The organism is Pseudomonas sp. JL2 (assembly GCF_031570495.1).
Taxonomy (GTDB): Bacteria; Pseudomonadota; Gammaproteobacteria; order Pseudomonadales; family Pseudomonadaceae; genus Aquipseudomonas; species Aquipseudomonas rhizophila.
In genome coordinates, this window is the sequence record NZ_JAKUDH010000004.1 from 338,388 (window position 1) to 353,032 (window position 14,645).

Below are 14,645 nucleotides of genomic sequence, written 5' to 3' on the forward strand. Positions count from 1 at the left end.
GGTGAGCACAGAATCTGCGAACATCCGCGATTGAACCTGTGGGAGCGAGCCTGCTCGCGATGAGGCCGGCACAGTCAGCATTGATGTCGCCTGATCCACCGCTATCGCGAGCAAGCCCGCTCCCACAGGGGCGCGCATTCCTGCAGTCAGCCCCCTGTCAACGCCGTGACGACCAGGTTCACATTGCTCTCCAGCTCCGCCACCGGGTCGGCGGCGTCGGTGCTCAGGACCAGTAACTGACTGCCGCCCTCAGTGATGGCCGCTTTCACGGCATCCGCGGGCTGACGATGATGCAGCACCCGCTTCACGTCGTTGTCTTTCAACGTGGCGGTCAATTGCTTGAGGGCTTCGGGTGTCCATTCGGCGTCGGGCCGGGCATCGGTGCTGATCCCGTCCAGATTCAAACCGCTGATCAAGTAGCCGAAATGCTCGCTCAGGCTGACAACGCTCAGGTTGTCGGCACTGGCCAGGCGCTTTTCACTCTCGGCGCTGAGCTTGAGCAGGCGCTGCTTGAGCGCCGCCAGGTTGGCGTCGATCTTCGGTTTGGCCGTCGGTGCCAGGCGCACCAGGTCGGCGGCGATGACATCGGCCATCCGTCCCAGGTTATGGCTGGCCATCCACGGTTGGCTCGCCAGGCCATCGGCCGATCCCGATTGCACGGCGATACCGGGCAGGGCGCCGTCCACCGGGCGGGCGGCATCGACTTCGACGATGCGGATGTTGCTGCGGCGGGCCATGGGGTACAGCGGATCATCCGGCCACAACGAGCGCAGCCCGATCACCGCGTCGGCATCGCTGGCCAGCTTGCTCAGGGCCGGCGCGCCACGGCCGCTGAAGTAGGCATTCTGGCGCGTACCGGGCAGATTGGCCGGCGCGGCGCGCTCCAGGCTGACATCGGTGCCCTTGAGCAACGCTTCACCCAAGCCGTAGGTGACCGGCAACGAAGCAAGCAGGCGCACCGGTGTGCCTTCGGCGGCGAAAGAAGGGCTGTTTACCAGACCGCACAAGGCTACGGCCAATGCCAGTTGTCGCAATGAAAAAACCATTTATCCAAGATTCCCTTTGAGGCTGGGGACAACACCCCGGGCAATGGCGGCCAGGGCAAATGCGATGCCGGCCACCAGAATGATCGCGGCACCGGATGGGATCGGCAGGTCGAAGACAATCGGTGCGAGAATCCCGCACAGGGTGCTGATGGTTGCGATCAGCACGGAGCACCAGAAAAAACCTTTCAACGACTGGCTGAGCAGACGCGCCGCTGCTGCCGGAATCACCAGCAAGGCCCCCACCAGAATCGCGCCGATGACCTTTACCGCCGCCACGGTGATCAGCGTCACCAACACCACGAACAGGTAATCCAGCGTCTTGACCGCCACCCCGCGCACCGCCGCCAGTTGGGGGTTGAAACTGGCGAGCATGATGCGGTTGTACAGCGGCAACGCCAAAGCCATCACCAGTGAGCCGACCACCGCCAGCACCAGCAGGTCATTGCCATTGACCGTCAGCACCGAGCCGAACAGCACGTTTTCAAGGATGTGCACGTTGATCTTGCCCGCCAGGATCAGCAGCAGGCTGGCGCCCAGGGCCAGGGACACCGAGAGGAAAACGCCGATCAGCGTGTCCGGTGCCAGGCCGGTGCGGTTGCGCAGGTAATTGAGCAGGATGCCGAACAGCAGGCAATAGCCGAACAGGCTGCCGTAGGGCCCGGTGTAGGGTTCGCCGAGCAGGATGCCGACCGCCACGCCGGTCAGCGCCGCGTGGCCCACGGCTTCAGAGAAAAACGCGAAGCGCTTGACCACCACCAGGGTGCCGAGGCCACCCAGCACCGGGCCGATCAGCAGCCCGGCCAGCAACGCATTGACCACAAACCCGTAAGCCAGCGCTTCGGGCAGATAGCCGGACGACGCCCAACCCTGGACCATCAAACGAAAGGCTTCGTAACTCATCAGGCGGCGCTCCCGTTCGGGCGTGGATGGGTGGAAAACAGCGTCAGCAAGCGCTCCGGCGTCAGGGTCTGACGCGGCGGGCCATCGAACAGCACGCGGCGGTTCAGGCCGGTGACGCGGTCAGCCAGGCGCCCGACGGCTTCCAGGTCATGTTCGATCCACAGCACCGTGATGCCGGCCTGGCGCCAGTCTCGCAGCAGTTGTTCAAACACCTGGATGCCGGCCTCGTCCAGCGCCGACATCGGTTCATCCAGCACCAGCAGTTGCGGCGCAGGAATCAGCCCCTGGGCCAACAACACCCGCTGGCGTTCACCGCCGGACAGCGCGCCCATGCGACGCTTGCGTTTGTCCTGCATGCCGACCCGTTCCAGGGCCTGGCCGATAGCGCCGACGTAATGCTTGCTCAGGCCGAGAAAGGCCGGCCGGCGTTGGCACATCGCTGCCATGAAATCATCCACGGTCATAGGCAGGCCGCGGTCGAATTCCAAGGCTTGGGGCACATAGCCGATGACACCGGGCTCCCCCGGCCATTGCAGGCTCAAGCGTCCCTGGTGGGGCATCTGCCCGAGCAAGGTCTTGATCAGCGAACTCTTGCCTCCGCCGTTCGGACCCACCAGCGCATGAATGCTGCCCGGCTGCACCTGGAAGGCCACCGCGTCGAGAATCGTGGTGCGGCCCAGGTTCAGGCTGACATCGTCGAACTCGATCAAAGGGCCGACGTGTTGCAAGGTGAGCGTTTCCTGGACAGTCATGCGCCGGACTCCTGAATGGCCCGGACCACGGTGTCGAGGTTGCCGGTCATTTCCTTTTCGTACTTCTCGGCGCTGTAGTCGCCGTAGGAAATGTGCGAGAGCGGGTACAGTTTCACCCCCGACTCACGCTGGATGGTGTCGACGTAGGTGGACGGAAAGTCCATCTCCGAGAAGATCACTTTCACGTCCAGTTCGCGCAGTTGGTCGATGGTCTTCTTCAACTGGCTCGGGCTTGGCTCGATGCCATGGGCCGGCTCGACCACGGCGGTGACCTCCAGGCCGAATTCGCGCAGAAGGTAATCGTAGGCGGCGTGGACCGTGGCGACCCGCAACTCGGCATTGGGGGCCTGGGTCAACTTTGCCAGGGCCGCGGCACGCATTTGTCGCAGGCGCTTGCCATAGGCGCGGGCGTTCTGGGTGTATGCCTTGGCGTTGTCCGGATCAAGCTTGCCCAGTTCCCGGGCGATGTTATTGACCTGGGCAATGGAGGCACTGATGGACAGGAAGGTATGCGGGTTCACGACCTTGCCGGCGCCCCGGGCGGCGATCCCGGTGGCAGCCAGCAGCGGTACGTTTTCATTGGCTTCGATCACGTTCACGTTCGGGGTTTCGCTGGCGGCGATCATCCGGTCGGCGAAATCGTCATGGCCCACACCATTGAGCACTATCACATCGAGCCCGCTGATGCGCTTGATGTCCTCGGCACGAGGCTCGTAGGCGTGGGGGTTGAAGCCGGCCGGGATCAGCGGCACCACTTCGGCCTTGTCGCCGACGATGTTGGCCACGTAGCTGTAATAAGGATGCAGGGTGATGCCAATACGCAGGCGCTTGGCCGCTTCGGCGCTGGCCAGTGGGGTGAACAGACAGGCGAGCAGGCCGATCAGCAGGCCCAGCAAAGGGCGGCGTTGAAATGCAATAGACATGGGCAAACGGTCTTCTCTCGAATGAGGACGTGGGGTCAGTGCCGGTGCTGGCGGGTTACGCCGGCGTCGAACTGCGCGACGATCTGCTTCCAGCCGGCGGCGGACAAAGCGGTGTCGTCCAGATCGCTGGAGACGGCGACGCTGTTGCCGCGATTGAGCCAGATGTCCGGGACGGCGTCGGATGCTTCGCCGATGCGCATCAGAAATGAACCGGCGACGGATGGATTTGCACTGGCGCCGAAGTAGGCCCGGTTCTCCACCTGCTGCCAGACATGTCCGCCTCGGCTGACGGAACTGGCATCCTGAGCGAACGGGGCAAAGCCCTCTTCGGCCAGGATTTGCGGGGTGGGCAGGGACTGTTGCTCTTCGCGTAGCAGACGGATCTCATCCAGGGTCACCCGCAGGTCGGCATAGATGCCTTGCTCGGCAGCGCTGAGATCGCGGCGGGCGTCAACTTGATGGGCAGGCACCTCGCTGACGTCATGGGTTTCGCCGTGCCAGGCCACCACCGATCCGGCCACCAGAATGATGATCAGGCACAGCAGCAACACATACAGGGTTTCATGGCCGGCGCCGGCGGGACGGATCACTTGGGTGGTGGGATTGCTCATGGGGCCTCGATATCGGCTTGGTCGATTTCCACCACGTGGCCGGGGCCAGCGTCGAAGAGTACGTAGAACTCGGCGTTGGGCTTCTTGAATGTCAGCGTCGAATCGGCGCCGAGCTTGCCCGGCACCAGGATGGTTTCGTCGTAGCCGATCACATCCAGGGTCACGCCGGGCGCGCCACTGCCGTCGGAAAAACCGCCGGTGCACTGGATCTGCTCAGCGTCGATGGCCTTGCATTCACACATCGGGTTATGGGCCAGGGCGTTGCTGCTGGCACCTGCGCAGAGCAGCAGCGCCAGGCTGTTGAGATAGCCGCGGGCAGTCATGGTTGGGCTCCTTGGGTTTTCAGCCAGGCGATGGTGGCCGGCGAGGCCTGGCTCAGGGGTATGGAAGCCTGGTGCATCGAGCCGTCCCAGCCTTCAAGGGTGATCCACAGTTCGGCGTCGAGCCGGGTCTTTTGCGGCACCGGCAACAAGGCGCCCATGCGATAGGGCGAGCCGAAGAAAATCACCCCGGCGGCCCGCAGGCTGCGAGGTTTGCCGATACGTAGATAAGTAGCCTTGACCTGGCTGATGCAGCTTTGGCACAGCGCGGCGTTGAAGTGCTTCATATGGCCTGCCGGTCCATCGAGACGTGGCGCTTCGTCGCGAAACTCTGCAAGGCGCAGGCTCCAGGGGCCGACCTGGACTTCACCGACCTCCCGCTCACCCAGCCCGGCATCACCGCGGAACAACGCGGCTTCGGAGAAGTACTTGGGCATGAAACCCAGTGGGATCAGCAATAGCAGCACGTTGAGGTGAAAGCGCCATTTTTGCCAGAACACACTTAGACGCGATGGCGGCGCGGTGGTGGTGGACGGGGTCACAGGTTGCCCTCCGGCGATTCACGGTGGATGGACGGCTGCAACAACGGCGCAGTTCGAGCTTGCCGGGAAGGTTTTTGGCTGCGCTTGAAGGCATTTGCGGTAGCCAGGGCGGTGCGTTTGGTCCAGATCAGCAGCCCGCTGAGGACCATCATGCTCATGATCAAACCGAAGAAGAACCAGATGAGCTTGATCCAGAGGCCGCCGAAGTCCCCGGTGTGCAACGGACGCATGGATTCGGTGACGAATTCCAGCGCTGTGCGGTCCGACAGCAGTCGCGAGGCGGCGACCTCACCGTTATAGGGATTGATGGTGGCGGTCTGGAACATCAGCGGATACCAACCGCGTCCACCGATTTCCAAGTGGCTGTAAGCGTTGCCGGGCAGGCTGACGAAGCTGGTTTCCAGGCCAGGGATTTGTTGGCGGGCGATTTCAATCGCGCGGTCCAGGTTCAGTTGTGATGGCGCAGTACCGTCGGCTGACAGCGGGACACTTTCACGTGATACCACCGGAATGACCGGTGCGCTGGAAATGGAAATCTGGTTGTCCGACAGCAACGCCTCGATCAGGAACCAGGTGCCGGTAATGGAAATGACCGCGATGAACCAGATCGACCAGATGCCGCTGAGCCTGTGGAAATCGCCCCAGAAAATGCGTGCGCCGTGGCGGATCCGCAGGGTCGGACGGAAAAAACCCTTCCAGAAACGCTTGTAGACCACCAGCCCGGTCACCAGGGATGCCAGCAGCGGAAGGCCGAGGAGTGACACCAGGTACCATCCCCAGCTGTAACCATTGGTGAACGGTACCAGCCACCAGCCATGCAGGGCACGGGTAAAACCTCTGAAATTGAACGTCGGCGCCGAGCCCTGGACGATACCGCTGTATGGGTTGACGTAGATCTTGTCGGGGCGCCCGTCGGGGTAGGTCACGCCGACCTCCAGGGCAAAATGCGACTCATCCGGGCGTACGATGCTCTGCACCTGGGTTTGCGGCTGGGCTTGCTTGATGGCGGCGACGACCTGGTCGTAGCTGAGCAGCGCTGCGTCGTCCGAGGGTTTGCTGGCGCGCATCTCGGGATTGACCAGCCAGACGATCTCCTGGCTGACCACCGCCAGCGTGCCGGTGACGCAAACGATGAGGACGAAAAACCAGATGGGCAGTGCCAGCCAGCTATGAACCAGAAACCAGAGTTTGGAGCGGGATTTCTTCGACATGGTTTGAACGTCTTGATTCGATGAAAGGCTCGGTATTACGGGCTTCGTAATCCCCTGAACCCTGAAAAGCCGGTCGTGGCTTTTGCCGACGCGACCTGCTGCATCTAATTAAGACGAACGAGCAATGGAAATCCTGAAGCGAAAGATGAAAGAAAATGTTTCGCGTTTGCGAACCGGATGTATTTCCCATCCTGGCTCCAGCAAATCGGCGGGGCGGAAATGTAAAAAAACTGCGGCAAGGGGATGGGGCCCCTTGCCACAAGAGCAGGTTGGCCGTCAGCCCTGCTGTTGAAACATCTCCCTGGCCCGCTGTTCAATCTGTTCCTGAGTCAGATCCTCCTTGTGCGTAGCCAGAAACCACACATGCCCAAAGGGGTCTTTCAAGGTGCCGCTGCGATCACCATAGAACTGATCCTTGACCTCGGAAATCACCGTGCCACCAGCGGCAATCGCTTGGGCGAATGCTTTGTCCACATCTTCGACATAGAGATGCAGGCCTACCGGCACCGATTGTTCGGGGTTACGCAACGGCCCTTGATCACAAGGCGTGCCGAGCATGATCGGGCAATCGCCAATCCGCAGCTCGGCATGACCGACGCCCCCGTCCGGCATGTCCAGGCGCATGACCTCGGTGGCATTGAAGGCTTTTTTGTAGAACTCGATGGCTTCAGCGGCTTTTTGAATGCCCAGGTAGGGCGTGATGCTATGGAAACCTTCAGGAATGGCTTTGACACCCATGACGTTTCTCCTTGTTGTTATGGGGAGGCGAAGAGGGCCTCGCCGATTTGCGCCCATCCACTATAGGACAGCGACTTGGGGGCGGCGCATGACCCGACGAACGTTTCACGGCGTGTCCAGCAGATGCGCTCCCGGCCCGCGCTTGCCCAACACATCGCCCTGGTTACGCAGCGGGCAACCTTCCATCGACAGGCAGCCGCAACCGATGCAGCCGTTGAGTCGATCGCGCAGCGCCATCAAGTGGTTGATGCGCTGATCCAGCTCGCGGCTCCACTGGGCTGAGAGGATCTTCCAGTCGTTCGCCGTTGGGGCGCGGTCGTCGGGCAAGGTTTTCAAGGCGCTGCCGATTTCGGCCAACGGAATGCCAAGGCCTTGGGCGACCTTGATCAGCGCCACACGTCGCAACACTTCCCGTGGATAGCGGCGTTGGTTGCCCTGGTTACGATTACTTTTGATCAGCCCCTTGGATTCATAGAAGTGCAGGGCGGTGACGGCCACGCCACTGCGGGCGGCCACTTGGCCGACGGTGAGTTCCTTGTGGACGTTTATCTGTGTCATCGCCTGCATTCTCTGCTTGACCTTGAGTTAACTAGAGGTTTTACCCTGCACGCCATCGGACCGCAAGATCCGCCCTACGTACAGCGAGGACCTTTCATGCAATCACCAAGGAACAATCAGAGTTTTACCCAGTTGATGGAGTTCGACATCGAACCTCAATGGCAACAGGCGCTGGTGACGGCCCTGTCAGAGCAGACCGAGCGGCTGGCCCGGGGGCATGCAGGATTTCTGAGTGCCAGTATCCAGGTCAGCGAGGACGGACGACGGGTTCTCAACTATTTGCATTGGCAAAACCGCGAGGCGGGCGAAGCGGCGTTTCAGAGTTTCGAGCGTGGTGAGCAGGATTTCTGGCGGCTGATCCAGGCCCACAGGGCCAAGGCCGTGACATTCGGCTCGTTCCAGGTGTTGCGCAACATCGAACGCAGTGCCGACAACGCCCTGCATTGCCAGTTGGTCGGTTAAGCGCAGCGGACGATCCGAGCCAGCAATACCCACTATCAAACGGGTTGATTTCTGCCGCGTGAAGGCGGCGGGTAGCCTTTGTTCATCGCCCCACTTCAGAACATTGGATACTTGCCATGAATCGGACTTTTGCTGTTTTGCTGCTGTTAACGGCCACTGTGTTGAGCGGCTGCGCCTCTTCGTCGCCGGAGTTGCGCCCCTACACCGCCGAAGAAACCCGTGAACTGGCCCTTGAAGCCTTGAATCGCCGGGGCCTGTCGTTTGAGGAATATCACGCGAAAAAAGCCGAGTTGCTCGGTCCTTCGCAGAAAAACGTGGGTTTCGACGACCAGGGGCAAATGAGCGCCGAGCGAGCCATGAAGCGGTCTGGGCGGCCGAGCTGAGGACTGTACTGCTCGAAGTTTTGCCTAACTGTCCATGGGTTTGGCTCAGGACGTGGGGTAGGGTCATGACTTGACTGACCGTCCCATTGGATATGCCTGCCATGACCCTTTCGCTTGACCTGTTGCTGGGCTTCGCCCTGTTTGCCCTGGTGACCTCGATCACCCCCGGTCCCAACAACACCATGTTGCTGGCCTCGGGCGTCAATTTCGGTTTCAACCGCACGATTCCTCACATGCTGGGCATCACCTGCGGCTTCTTTTCCCTGGTGCTGGCGGTGGGGCTTGGCCTGGGCGCGGTGTTCCAGACCTACCCTCTGCTCTACACCGTACTGCGCTATGTAGGTGCGACCTACCTGTTGTACCTGGCGTGGAAAATCGCCCACTCCGGGCCGGTCTCTGAAAACCGGCCAGGGGACAGCACGCCCATCAGCTATTGGGGCGCGGCGGCGTTTCAGTGGGTCAATCCCAAGGCCTGGATCATGGCCATCGGCGCCATCAGCACCTACACGCCGCTTCAAGGTTATTTCTTCAATGTGCTGGTTATCGCTGCGGTGTTTGCCCTGATCAACCTGCCGAGCGTGAGCCTGTGGGTGGTGTGCGGCAGCCTGTTACGCAATCTTTTGCGTGATCGTCGCTGGCTGCGCCTGTTCAACTGGGGGATGGCGCTGTTATTGGTCGCCTCGTTGTATCCGTTGCTGCTCGAAAGCATCGGCTAAGGGCTGAGCTTGGGGCGGATGCCTGTTAAGCTCGCTGATCAGTCGCTGTGGTTGATATCCAGAGCCCTTGGTGCAAGCGAACAACACTATTTTACGAGCAGGAGAAACGATGAGTACCGAGCCTTTGACCCATGGACTGGTTCCCCAGCGCCTGGCCCGAATCCGCCAATTGATGAATCGCGAAGGCATTCACGCATTGCTGGTGCCATCGGCCGACCCGCATCTGTCGGAATACCTGCCGGGCTATTGGCAAGGACGGCAATGGCTGTCGGGGTTTCATGGCTCGGTTGGGACTCTGATCGTCACGGCGGACTTCGCGGGCGTCTGGGCGGACAGCCGTTATTGGGAGCAGGCCACCAAGGAGCTTGAAGGCAGCGGTATTGAACTGGTCAAGCTCATTCCCGGTCAGGCTGGCCCGCTGGATTGGCTGGCCGAACAGACGCCTGAAGGCGCAGCGGTGGCGGTTGATGGCGCGGTCATGGCTGTGGCCTCGGCCCGGACCCTGAGCGACAAGCTTGAGGCACGCGGGGCGCGGTTGCGCACCGACATGGATCTGCTCAAGGAGGCCTGGAGCGACCGCCCAAGCCTGCCGAGCCAACCGGTTTATGCCCATCTGCCGCCGCAGGCGACCGTCAGCCGGGTCGAGAAACTCGCCAAGCTGCGGGAAACCCTCAAGGAGCGCGGTGCCCAGTGGCATTTCATCGCCACGCTGGATGACATCGCCTGGCTGTTCAACTTGCGCGGTGCGGATGTGTCGTTCAACCCGGTATTCGTTTCCTTTGCCTTGATCAGCCAGCAACAGGCAACGTTGTTCGTGGCCCTGGATAAGGTCGATGCGTCGCTGCGTGCCGTTCTTGAACAGGACGGCGTGACGCTGCGTGATTACAGCGAAGCGGCGGCCGCATTGCGGGAAGTGCCCAGTGGCGCGAGCCTGCAGATCGATCCGGCGCGGGTCACGGTCGGTTTGCTGGATAATCTGGACAGTGGCGTGAAGCTGGTCGAGGGACTCAACCCTACGACGCTGGCCAAGTCTCGCAAAAGCCTGGCCGACGCCGAGCACATTCGTCGGGCCATGGAGCAGGACGGTGCGGCGCTTTGCGAGTTCTTTGCCTGGCTGGAAAGCGCCTGGGGTCGCGAGCGCATTACCGAACTGACCATCGATGAGCACCTGACCGCCGCCCGTACACGCCGGCCGGAATTTGTCTCACTGAGCTTCAATACCATTGCCGCGTTCAACGCCAACGGCGCGATGCCCCATTACCACGCCACGGAGCAAGCCCACGCGGTCATCGAGGGCGATGGCTTGCTGCTGATCGATTCTGGCGGCCAATACCTGGGTGGTACCACCGATATCACCCGTATGGTGCCAGTCGGAACGCCTACCGTGGAGCAGAAGCGGGATTGCACTCGCGTGCTCAAGGGCGTGATTGCCTTGTCTCGCGCCAAATTTCCACGGGGCATTCTGTCGCCCTTGCTGGACGCCATCGCTCGCGCGCCGATCTGGGCCGAGCAGGTGGACTACGGTCATGGCACTGGTCACGGCGTCGGTTACTTTCTCAACGTTCATGAAGGCCCGCAGGTGATTGCCTATCAGGCCGCCGCCGCGCCGCAAACAGCGATGCAGGCGGGCATGATCACCTCTATCGAACCGGGCACTTATCGTCCGGGCCGTTGGGGGGTACGCATCGAGAACCTGGTGTTGAATCGCGAGGCGGGGAGCAGCGAGTTCGGCGACTTCCTCGAGTTCGAAACCCTGACCCTGTGCCCGATCGACACGCGCTGCCTGGAGCCGTCCTTGCTGACCCAGGACGAAAAAGACTGGTTCAACGCCTACCATGCCGAGGTTCAGCGTCGATTGAGCCCGTTGCTGGAAGGCGACGCGCTGCAATGGCTGAACACGCGGACGCAGGCGATCTGATGTAAGGCATCAGCCCAGGGCTTCACGGACGAAGTCCAGCCGATCCTGGCCGAAGAACAGCTCGTCGCCGACGAACATGCTCGGGGCGCCGAACACGCCCCGTTTAATCGCTTCTTCGGTGGTGATCTTGAGTGCTTCCTTGACCTGCTCGTTGCTCGTCAGGACCAGCACATGATCGGGATCAAAATGGCCTTGGCTCAAAACCTCCGCGACTGTTGCCGGGTCGTTGAGGTTGCGGCCGTCCACCCACAGGGCGCGAAACAGGCAATCGATGAAGGCCTCGAATCGTTCGGGATGGTGCAGTTGCATGCCGGTCACGGCGCGCATCAGTAACAGCGTATTGATCGGGAAGTGCGGATTGAGCTTGAAGTCAACGCCGTAGCGGTTGGCGAAGCGATTCAAATCCTTGAATAGATAAGGCCCCTTGGCCGGCACGGTAACCGGTGACGCATTGCCGGTCGCTTTGAAGACGCCACCAAGCAGCATCGGACGGTAGATCAACTGACTGTTGGTTTGCGCGCACAGGGTCGGTAGTTGGGTATAGGCCAGGTAGGTGGTCGGGCTGCCGAGGTCGAAGAAAAACTCCACGGATTTGCTCATGGTATCTGCGCTCTTGTTATTGTGAGGGGGGGCGGTTTACCAGCGTTCGCTCCAGGGCCGCAGGTCCAGCTCGAAGGTCCAGGCGTCGCGGGGTTGGGCGTGCAGATACCAATAGTTGTCGGCGATGTGTTCGGGGTTGAGAATGCCGTCCGCATCCTTGGTTGCATATTTTTCCGGAAAGTTATCGCGGATGAAGTCGGTGTCGATGGCGCCATCCACCACCACATGGGCTACATGAATATTCATCGGCCCCAGTTCACGGGCCATGCTTTGGGCCAATGCGCGTATGCCATGTTTGGCCCCTGCGAAGGCGGCGAACCCTGAAGCCCCGCGCAGTCCTGCTGTGGCGCCGGTGAACAGAATCGTCCCGCGCTGGCGCGAGGCCATGCGTTTGGCCACTTCCCGAGCATTGAGGAAACCGGAAAAACAGGCCATCTCCCAAATCTTGAAATATTTGCGCGCGGTCTCTTCAAGGATGCTGCAGGGCACGTTGGCGCCGATGTTGAATACAAAGGCTTCAATCGGACCGATCTGGCTTTCGATTTGCTCGATCAGCGCGACCACCTCGTCTTCCTTGCGCGCGTCACAGGCAAAACCATGCGCATCACCGCCCTGAGCCCGAATTGAATCGACCAATGGCGCGAGTTTGTCAGCGCTGCGGCGGGTAACACAGGCCACGAAACCTTCCTGCGCAAAACGTTTGGCTATTGCGCCACCGGTGGCATCGCCTGCGCCAACAACCAGTACGACCTTCTTGTTATTCATGATTAGCCTCATTGGTAAACGATCGTTAGCTAAACGGACGTTATGCTAAGATCCGGCAAGCGTCAAGGTGGGCAATCAGAGGCCAGATATATGCGTTATTCAGCCAATCACAAATTGGAGACCCGAGAGAAACTGCTCGCCAGCAGTGCCATGTCCGCCAAGAAATCGGGGTTTTCCACTGTCGGTGTCGATGGCCTGATGAAGGCGATCGGCTTGAGCGGCGGGGCGTTCTACAGTCACTTCTCATCCAAGGATGAGCTTTTCAAGGCGATCGTCGAGCGAGAGTTGGCGCAAAGCCTGGAGCGCTTGAGCGGTGAGAATGTTCTGGACTCACAAAAACTGGAGCGATGTCTCAAGCAGTACCTGAGCATGAGCCACGTCGAACAGCCGGAGGCGGGGTGTGCGCTGCCGGTGCTGGGCGCTGAGATCGCGCGGTCCGACGTGCAGGTGAGAGAGGCGGCGCAAACGTGGATCTGTCGTTTGCATGAAAGCTGGGCGCGGATATTGGGAAGCGAAAGCCTGGCCTGGGCCATTCTGTCGCAATGCGTGGGCGCGTTGGTTGTCGCCCGCATGCTGGCCACGCCAGGGGTCCAGCGTGATGTCCTCAAGTCCAGTCATGATGAGATCAGTCGTCGAATAGCCCAGCAGCGACCCGACTGATCCGCTGCCTATTTACAGATGACGATCATGCTGCGACTGGTATAGCCGGCGGGGTTGAGTCCGAAAGGATAATCCCCCGGCTCCTCGACAGCGTCGCCCGACTTTGCGATCACCCTGTAACCTTTGGGAGCGCATGAATTGGCGGCGCTGGCGGCGCACTGTTCCCAGGACGAGGACAAGCCGGAGCAGTTGATGTGCAAACCCTTTTTACCGCGTTTGACTTCAGTCTTTGTTGTCGCTGCGCAGCCCGCAATTGCAAGCACAACGATCAATATCAAAATTCGTTTCATTCCCGTCCTTATCACCGCCGCGGATCTGATGTCTGCGTGCGATTGTGTTCGCTTTTGCTTTAAGCGTTCGTGACGTCCTGTATGAAAATTCCATGTCTGACATTAGGTTACGGGCTAAACATGGCCTAAATGTGCGGTAAATACCAGAGCTTCGTTAAATCCGGCGTCAATCAACTGCGATGGCGGGCTTCGCGGCGCTACCCATCGTCAGCGTTGCGCCGACTGACGCCAGGATGATGCAGCCAATGGCGGCCCACTGAGCCAGGGATAAGTACTCCTGAAGAAACACCAGTCCTGACAGTGCACCGAAGGCAGGTTCTATGCTCATGAGTGTGCCGAAAGTACGGGCTGGCATTCGTGTGAGGGAGATCATCTCCAGCGTGTAGGGCAGGGCGGTGGACAGAATGGCGACGCCAATGGCGATCGGAATCAGGCTCGGCGTCAGTAATGCGGCCCCTGCGTGGACGATACCGATAGGCGCGACGAAGAGGGCCGCGATCATGACCCCCAGTGCGGCGGTTTGCACGCCATTGTCCGCGCCCGCCTTCTGGCCAAACAGGATGTACAGTGCCCAGCAGAATCCCGCACCCAGGGCATAACCGGCACCGACCAGGTCGATACCGCTGCTGGTGGCTCCAGTGGGTATCAATAGAAGCAGGCCGGTGATCGCCAGGGCAATCCAGAGAAAATCGATGGCTCGCCGCGAAGCGTAAATGGCAACCGCCAGAGGGCCGGTAAATTCCAGTGCCACGGCAATTCCCAGCGGAACCGTTTGCAGCGACATATAGAAAAGAAAGTTCATGCCGCCCAACGCCATCCCGTAAACGATCACGGTGCGCAGGGATTGAGCTGAGAGCTTGGCGCGCCATGGTCGCAGCAACAACAGCATGATGAGGCTGGCAAAGATAAGCCGCAGCGTCGTGGTGCCTTGTGCGCCCACAACCGGGAACATGCTTTTGGCAAGTGAAGCTCCCGACTGGATGGATGCCATGGCAATCAATAGAAGGGCGACCGGGTAAAGAGTGGTTGCCAGGCTGCGATGTGGGAGAGTCATTGCTAAGCGTCGTCCAAGATAAAAGCGGGGGGGAAGGCTGGTTTGCGCAATATACTGCGCAATCGCAGCGATTCCGTCTATATATAAGGAGGATTTCAGCGAGGTGCTTCTGGCTGGATAGAAAAATCAAATTAAGGGTTGACGGCAAGTTCTGAAAGTCTATAATTCGCCCCACTTCCGGCGCAGTCGAAACGGA

At 60.5% G+C, this 14,645-nt stretch carries 19 protein-coding genes; 5 read left to right on the top strand and 14 right to left on the bottom strand.

Annotated features, from left to right (window positions below; translation table 11 throughout):
* Positions 1–146: 146 nt before the first annotated feature.
* The 10 genes from MKS85_RS08970 to soxR form a co-directional block, all read right to left on the bottom strand.
* A complete protein-coding gene (locus tag MKS85_RS08970) occupies positions 147–1,046 on the bottom strand; it encodes a metal ABC transporter solute-binding protein, Zn/Mn family (RefSeq protein ID WP_173406719.1) in 900 nt (299 codons plus the stop codon).
* Entirely contained in the window at positions 1,047–1,946 is a 900-nt protein-coding gene (locus MKS85_RS08975; RefSeq protein WP_139049502.1) for a metal ABC transporter permease, read from the bottom strand.
* The gene (locus MKS85_RS08980; protein WP_107322051.1) at positions 1,946–2,698 is read right to left on the bottom strand and encodes a metal ABC transporter ATP-binding protein; all 753 of its coding nucleotides are present in this window, start codon (positions 2,696–2,698) and stop codon (positions 1,946–1,948) included. The genes MKS85_RS08975 and MKS85_RS08980 overlap by 1 nt, the downstream gene beginning before the upstream one ends.
* Positions 2,695–3,621, bottom strand: coding sequence for a metal ABC transporter substrate-binding protein (locus MKS85_RS08985; protein ID WP_047228285.1), 927 nt, complete (start codon positions 3,619–3,621; stop codon positions 2,695–2,697). Before MKS85_RS08985 ends, MKS85_RS08980 begins: the two co-directional genes overlap by 4 nt.
* A 35-nt stretch (positions 3,622–3,656) precedes the next feature.
* Positions 3,657–4,232, bottom strand: a complete 576-nt coding sequence (locus MKS85_RS08990) for a DUF6162 family protein (protein WP_139049503.1) — start codon at positions 4,230–4,232, stop codon at positions 3,657–3,659.
* Positions 4,229–4,555: a hypothetical protein gene (locus MKS85_RS08995; RefSeq protein WP_139049504.1), complete on the bottom strand. Its 327-nt coding sequence runs from the start codon at positions 4,553–4,555 to the stop codon at positions 4,229–4,231. Before MKS85_RS08995 ends, MKS85_RS08990 begins: the two co-directional genes overlap by 4 nt.
* Positions 4,552–5,094 (bottom strand): thiamine pyrophosphate-binding protein, encoded by a 543-nt coding sequence (locus MKS85_RS09000; RefSeq protein ID WP_076383866.1) that lies wholly within the window; start codon positions 5,092–5,094, stop codon positions 4,552–4,554. The genes MKS85_RS08995 and MKS85_RS09000 overlap by 4 nt, the downstream gene beginning before the upstream one ends.
* A complete protein-coding gene (locus MKS85_RS09005) occupies positions 5,091–6,305 on the bottom strand; it encodes a PepSY domain-containing protein (RefSeq protein WP_047228289.1) in 1,215 nt (404 codons plus the stop codon). The genes MKS85_RS09000 and MKS85_RS09005 overlap by 4 nt, the downstream gene beginning before the upstream one ends.
* A 276-nt stretch (positions 6,306–6,581) precedes the next feature.
* Positions 6,582–7,043 (bottom strand): VOC family protein, encoded by a 462-nt coding sequence (locus MKS85_RS09010; protein WP_047228290.1) that lies wholly within the window; start codon positions 7,041–7,043, stop codon positions 6,582–6,584.
* 105 nt (positions 7,044–7,148) lie between these two features.
* The gene (gene soxR, locus MKS85_RS09015) at positions 7,149–7,601 is read right to left on the bottom strand and encodes a redox-sensitive transcriptional activator SoxR (protein WP_047228307.1); all 453 of its coding nucleotides are present in this window, start codon (positions 7,599–7,601) and stop codon (positions 7,149–7,151) included.
* Positions 7,602–7,697: 96 nt separating this feature from the next.
* Between soxR and MKS85_RS09020 the strand changes: the two genes are divergently transcribed.
* The 4 genes from MKS85_RS09020 to MKS85_RS09035 all read left to right on the top strand — a co-directional run bounded on the left by MKS85_RS09020 (position 7,698) and on the right by MKS85_RS09035 (position 11,080).
* Positions 7,698–8,063 (top strand): antibiotic biosynthesis monooxygenase, encoded by a 366-nt coding sequence (locus MKS85_RS09020; protein WP_047228291.1) that lies wholly within the window; start codon positions 7,698–7,700, stop codon positions 8,061–8,063.
* Positions 8,064–8,179: 116 nt separating this feature from the next.
* Positions 8,180–8,446: a hypothetical protein gene (locus MKS85_RS09025; protein WP_047228292.1), complete on the top strand. Its 267-nt coding sequence runs from the start codon at positions 8,180–8,182 to the stop codon at positions 8,444–8,446.
* Between the two features lie 101 nt (positions 8,447–8,547).
* The gene (locus tag MKS85_RS09030) at positions 8,548–9,162 is read left to right on the top strand and encodes a LysE family translocator (protein ID WP_076383868.1); all 615 of its coding nucleotides are present in this window, start codon (positions 8,548–8,550) and stop codon (positions 9,160–9,162) included.
* A gap of 109 nt (positions 9,163–9,271) precedes the next feature.
* Positions 9,272–11,080 (top strand): aminopeptidase P family protein, encoded by a 1,809-nt coding sequence (locus MKS85_RS09035; RefSeq protein WP_139049506.1) that lies wholly within the window; start codon positions 9,272–9,274, stop codon positions 11,078–11,080.
* Between the two features lie 9 nt (positions 11,081–11,089).
* Here MKS85_RS09035 and MKS85_RS09040 read toward each other — a convergent pair whose 3' ends face one another.
* Both MKS85_RS09040 and MKS85_RS09045 read right to left on the bottom strand, forming a co-directional pair.
* Positions 11,090–11,680, bottom strand: coding sequence for a 2-hydroxychromene-2-carboxylate isomerase (locus MKS85_RS09040; protein ID WP_139049507.1), 591 nt, complete (start codon positions 11,678–11,680; stop codon positions 11,090–11,092).
* A gap of 36 nt (positions 11,681–11,716) precedes the next feature.
* Positions 11,717–12,445, bottom strand: a complete 729-nt coding sequence (locus MKS85_RS09045) for an SDR family oxidoreductase (protein WP_047228296.1) — start codon at positions 12,443–12,445, stop codon at positions 11,717–11,719.
* Positions 12,446–12,535: 90 nt separating this feature from the next.
* Between MKS85_RS09045 and MKS85_RS09050 the strand changes: the two genes are divergently transcribed.
* Positions 12,536–13,105, top strand: coding sequence for a TetR/AcrR family transcriptional regulator (locus tag MKS85_RS09050; protein WP_188252071.1), 570 nt, complete (start codon positions 12,536–12,538; stop codon positions 13,103–13,105).
* A gap of 8 nt (positions 13,106–13,113) precedes the next feature.
* On the opposite strand, the gene MKS85_RS09055 is transcribed toward MKS85_RS09050, so the two are convergent.
* Together MKS85_RS09055 and rhtA are read right to left on the bottom strand one after the other, a co-directional pair.
* Positions 13,114–13,395, bottom strand: coding sequence for a hypothetical protein (locus MKS85_RS09055; RefSeq protein ID WP_047228298.1), 282 nt, complete (start codon positions 13,393–13,395; stop codon positions 13,114–13,116).
* A gap of 166 nt (positions 13,396–13,561) precedes the next feature.
* On the bottom strand, positions 13,562–14,449 hold the full coding sequence (rhtA, locus tag MKS85_RS09060) for a threonine/homoserine exporter RhtA (protein WP_076383873.1): 888 nt from the start codon (positions 14,447–14,449) through the stop codon (positions 13,562–13,564).
* Positions 14,450–14,645 lie beyond the last annotated feature (196 nt).

Coding starts and splice junctions, on each gene's coding strand:
- MKS85_RS09055 (WP_047228298.1), bottom strand. CDS start 13,395: ATGAAACGAATTTTGATATTGATCGTTGTGCTTGCAATTGCGGGCTGC.
- rhtA (WP_076383873.1), bottom strand. CDS start 14,449: ATGACTCTCCCACATCGCAGCCTGGCAACCACTCTTTACCCGGTCGCC.
- MKS85_RS09045 (WP_047228296.1), bottom strand. CDS start 12,445: ATGAATAACAAGAAGGTCGTACTGGTTGTTGGCGCAGGCGATGCCACC.
- MKS85_RS09050 (WP_188252071.1), top strand. CDS start 12,536: ATGCGTTATTCAGCCAATCACAAATTGGAGACCCGAGAGAAACTGCTC.
- MKS85_RS09025 (WP_047228292.1), top strand. CDS start 8,180: ATGAATCGGACTTTTGCTGTTTTGCTGCTGTTAACGGCCACTGTGTTG.
- MKS85_RS09035 (WP_139049506.1), top strand. CDS start 9,272: ATGAGTACCGAGCCTTTGACCCATGGACTGGTTCCCCAGCGCCTGGCC.
- MKS85_RS08970 (WP_173406719.1), bottom strand. CDS start 1,046: ATGGTTTTTTCATTGCGACAACTGGCATTGGCCGTAGCCTTGTGCGGT.
- MKS85_RS08995 (WP_139049504.1), bottom strand. CDS start 4,555: ATGACTGCCCGCGGCTATCTCAACAGCCTGGCGCTGCTGCTCTGCGCA.
- MKS85_RS08990 (WP_139049503.1), bottom strand. CDS start 4,232: ATGAGCAATCCCACCACCCAAGTGATCCGTCCCGCCGGCGCCGGCCAT.
- MKS85_RS08980 (WP_107322051.1), bottom strand. CDS start 2,698: ATGACTGTCCAGGAAACGCTCACCTTGCAACACGTCGGCCCTTTGATC.
- MKS85_RS08985 (WP_047228285.1), bottom strand. CDS start 3,621: ATGTCTATTGCATTTCAACGCCGCCCTTTGCTGGGCCTGCTGATCGGC.
- MKS85_RS09020 (WP_047228291.1), top strand. CDS start 7,698: ATGCAATCACCAAGGAACAATCAGAGTTTTACCCAGTTGATGGAGTTC.
- MKS85_RS09030 (WP_076383868.1), top strand. CDS start 8,548: ATGACCCTTTCGCTTGACCTGTTGCTGGGCTTCGCCCTGTTTGCCCTG.
- MKS85_RS09005 (WP_047228289.1), bottom strand. CDS start 6,305: ATGTCGAAGAAATCCCGCTCCAAACTCTGGTTTCTGGTTCATAGCTGG.
- MKS85_RS09010 (WP_047228290.1), bottom strand. CDS start 7,043: ATGGGTGTCAAAGCCATTCCTGAAGGTTTCCATAGCATCACGCCCTAC.
- MKS85_RS08975 (WP_139049502.1), bottom strand. CDS start 1,946: ATGAGTTACGAAGCCTTTCGTTTGATGGTCCAGGGTTGGGCGTCGTCC.
- soxR (WP_047228307.1), bottom strand. CDS start 7,601: ATGACACAGATAAACGTCCACAAGGAACTCACCGTCGGCCAAGTGGCC.
- MKS85_RS09040 (WP_139049507.1), bottom strand. CDS start 11,680: ATGAGCAAATCCGTGGAGTTTTTCTTCGACCTCGGCAGCCCGACCACC.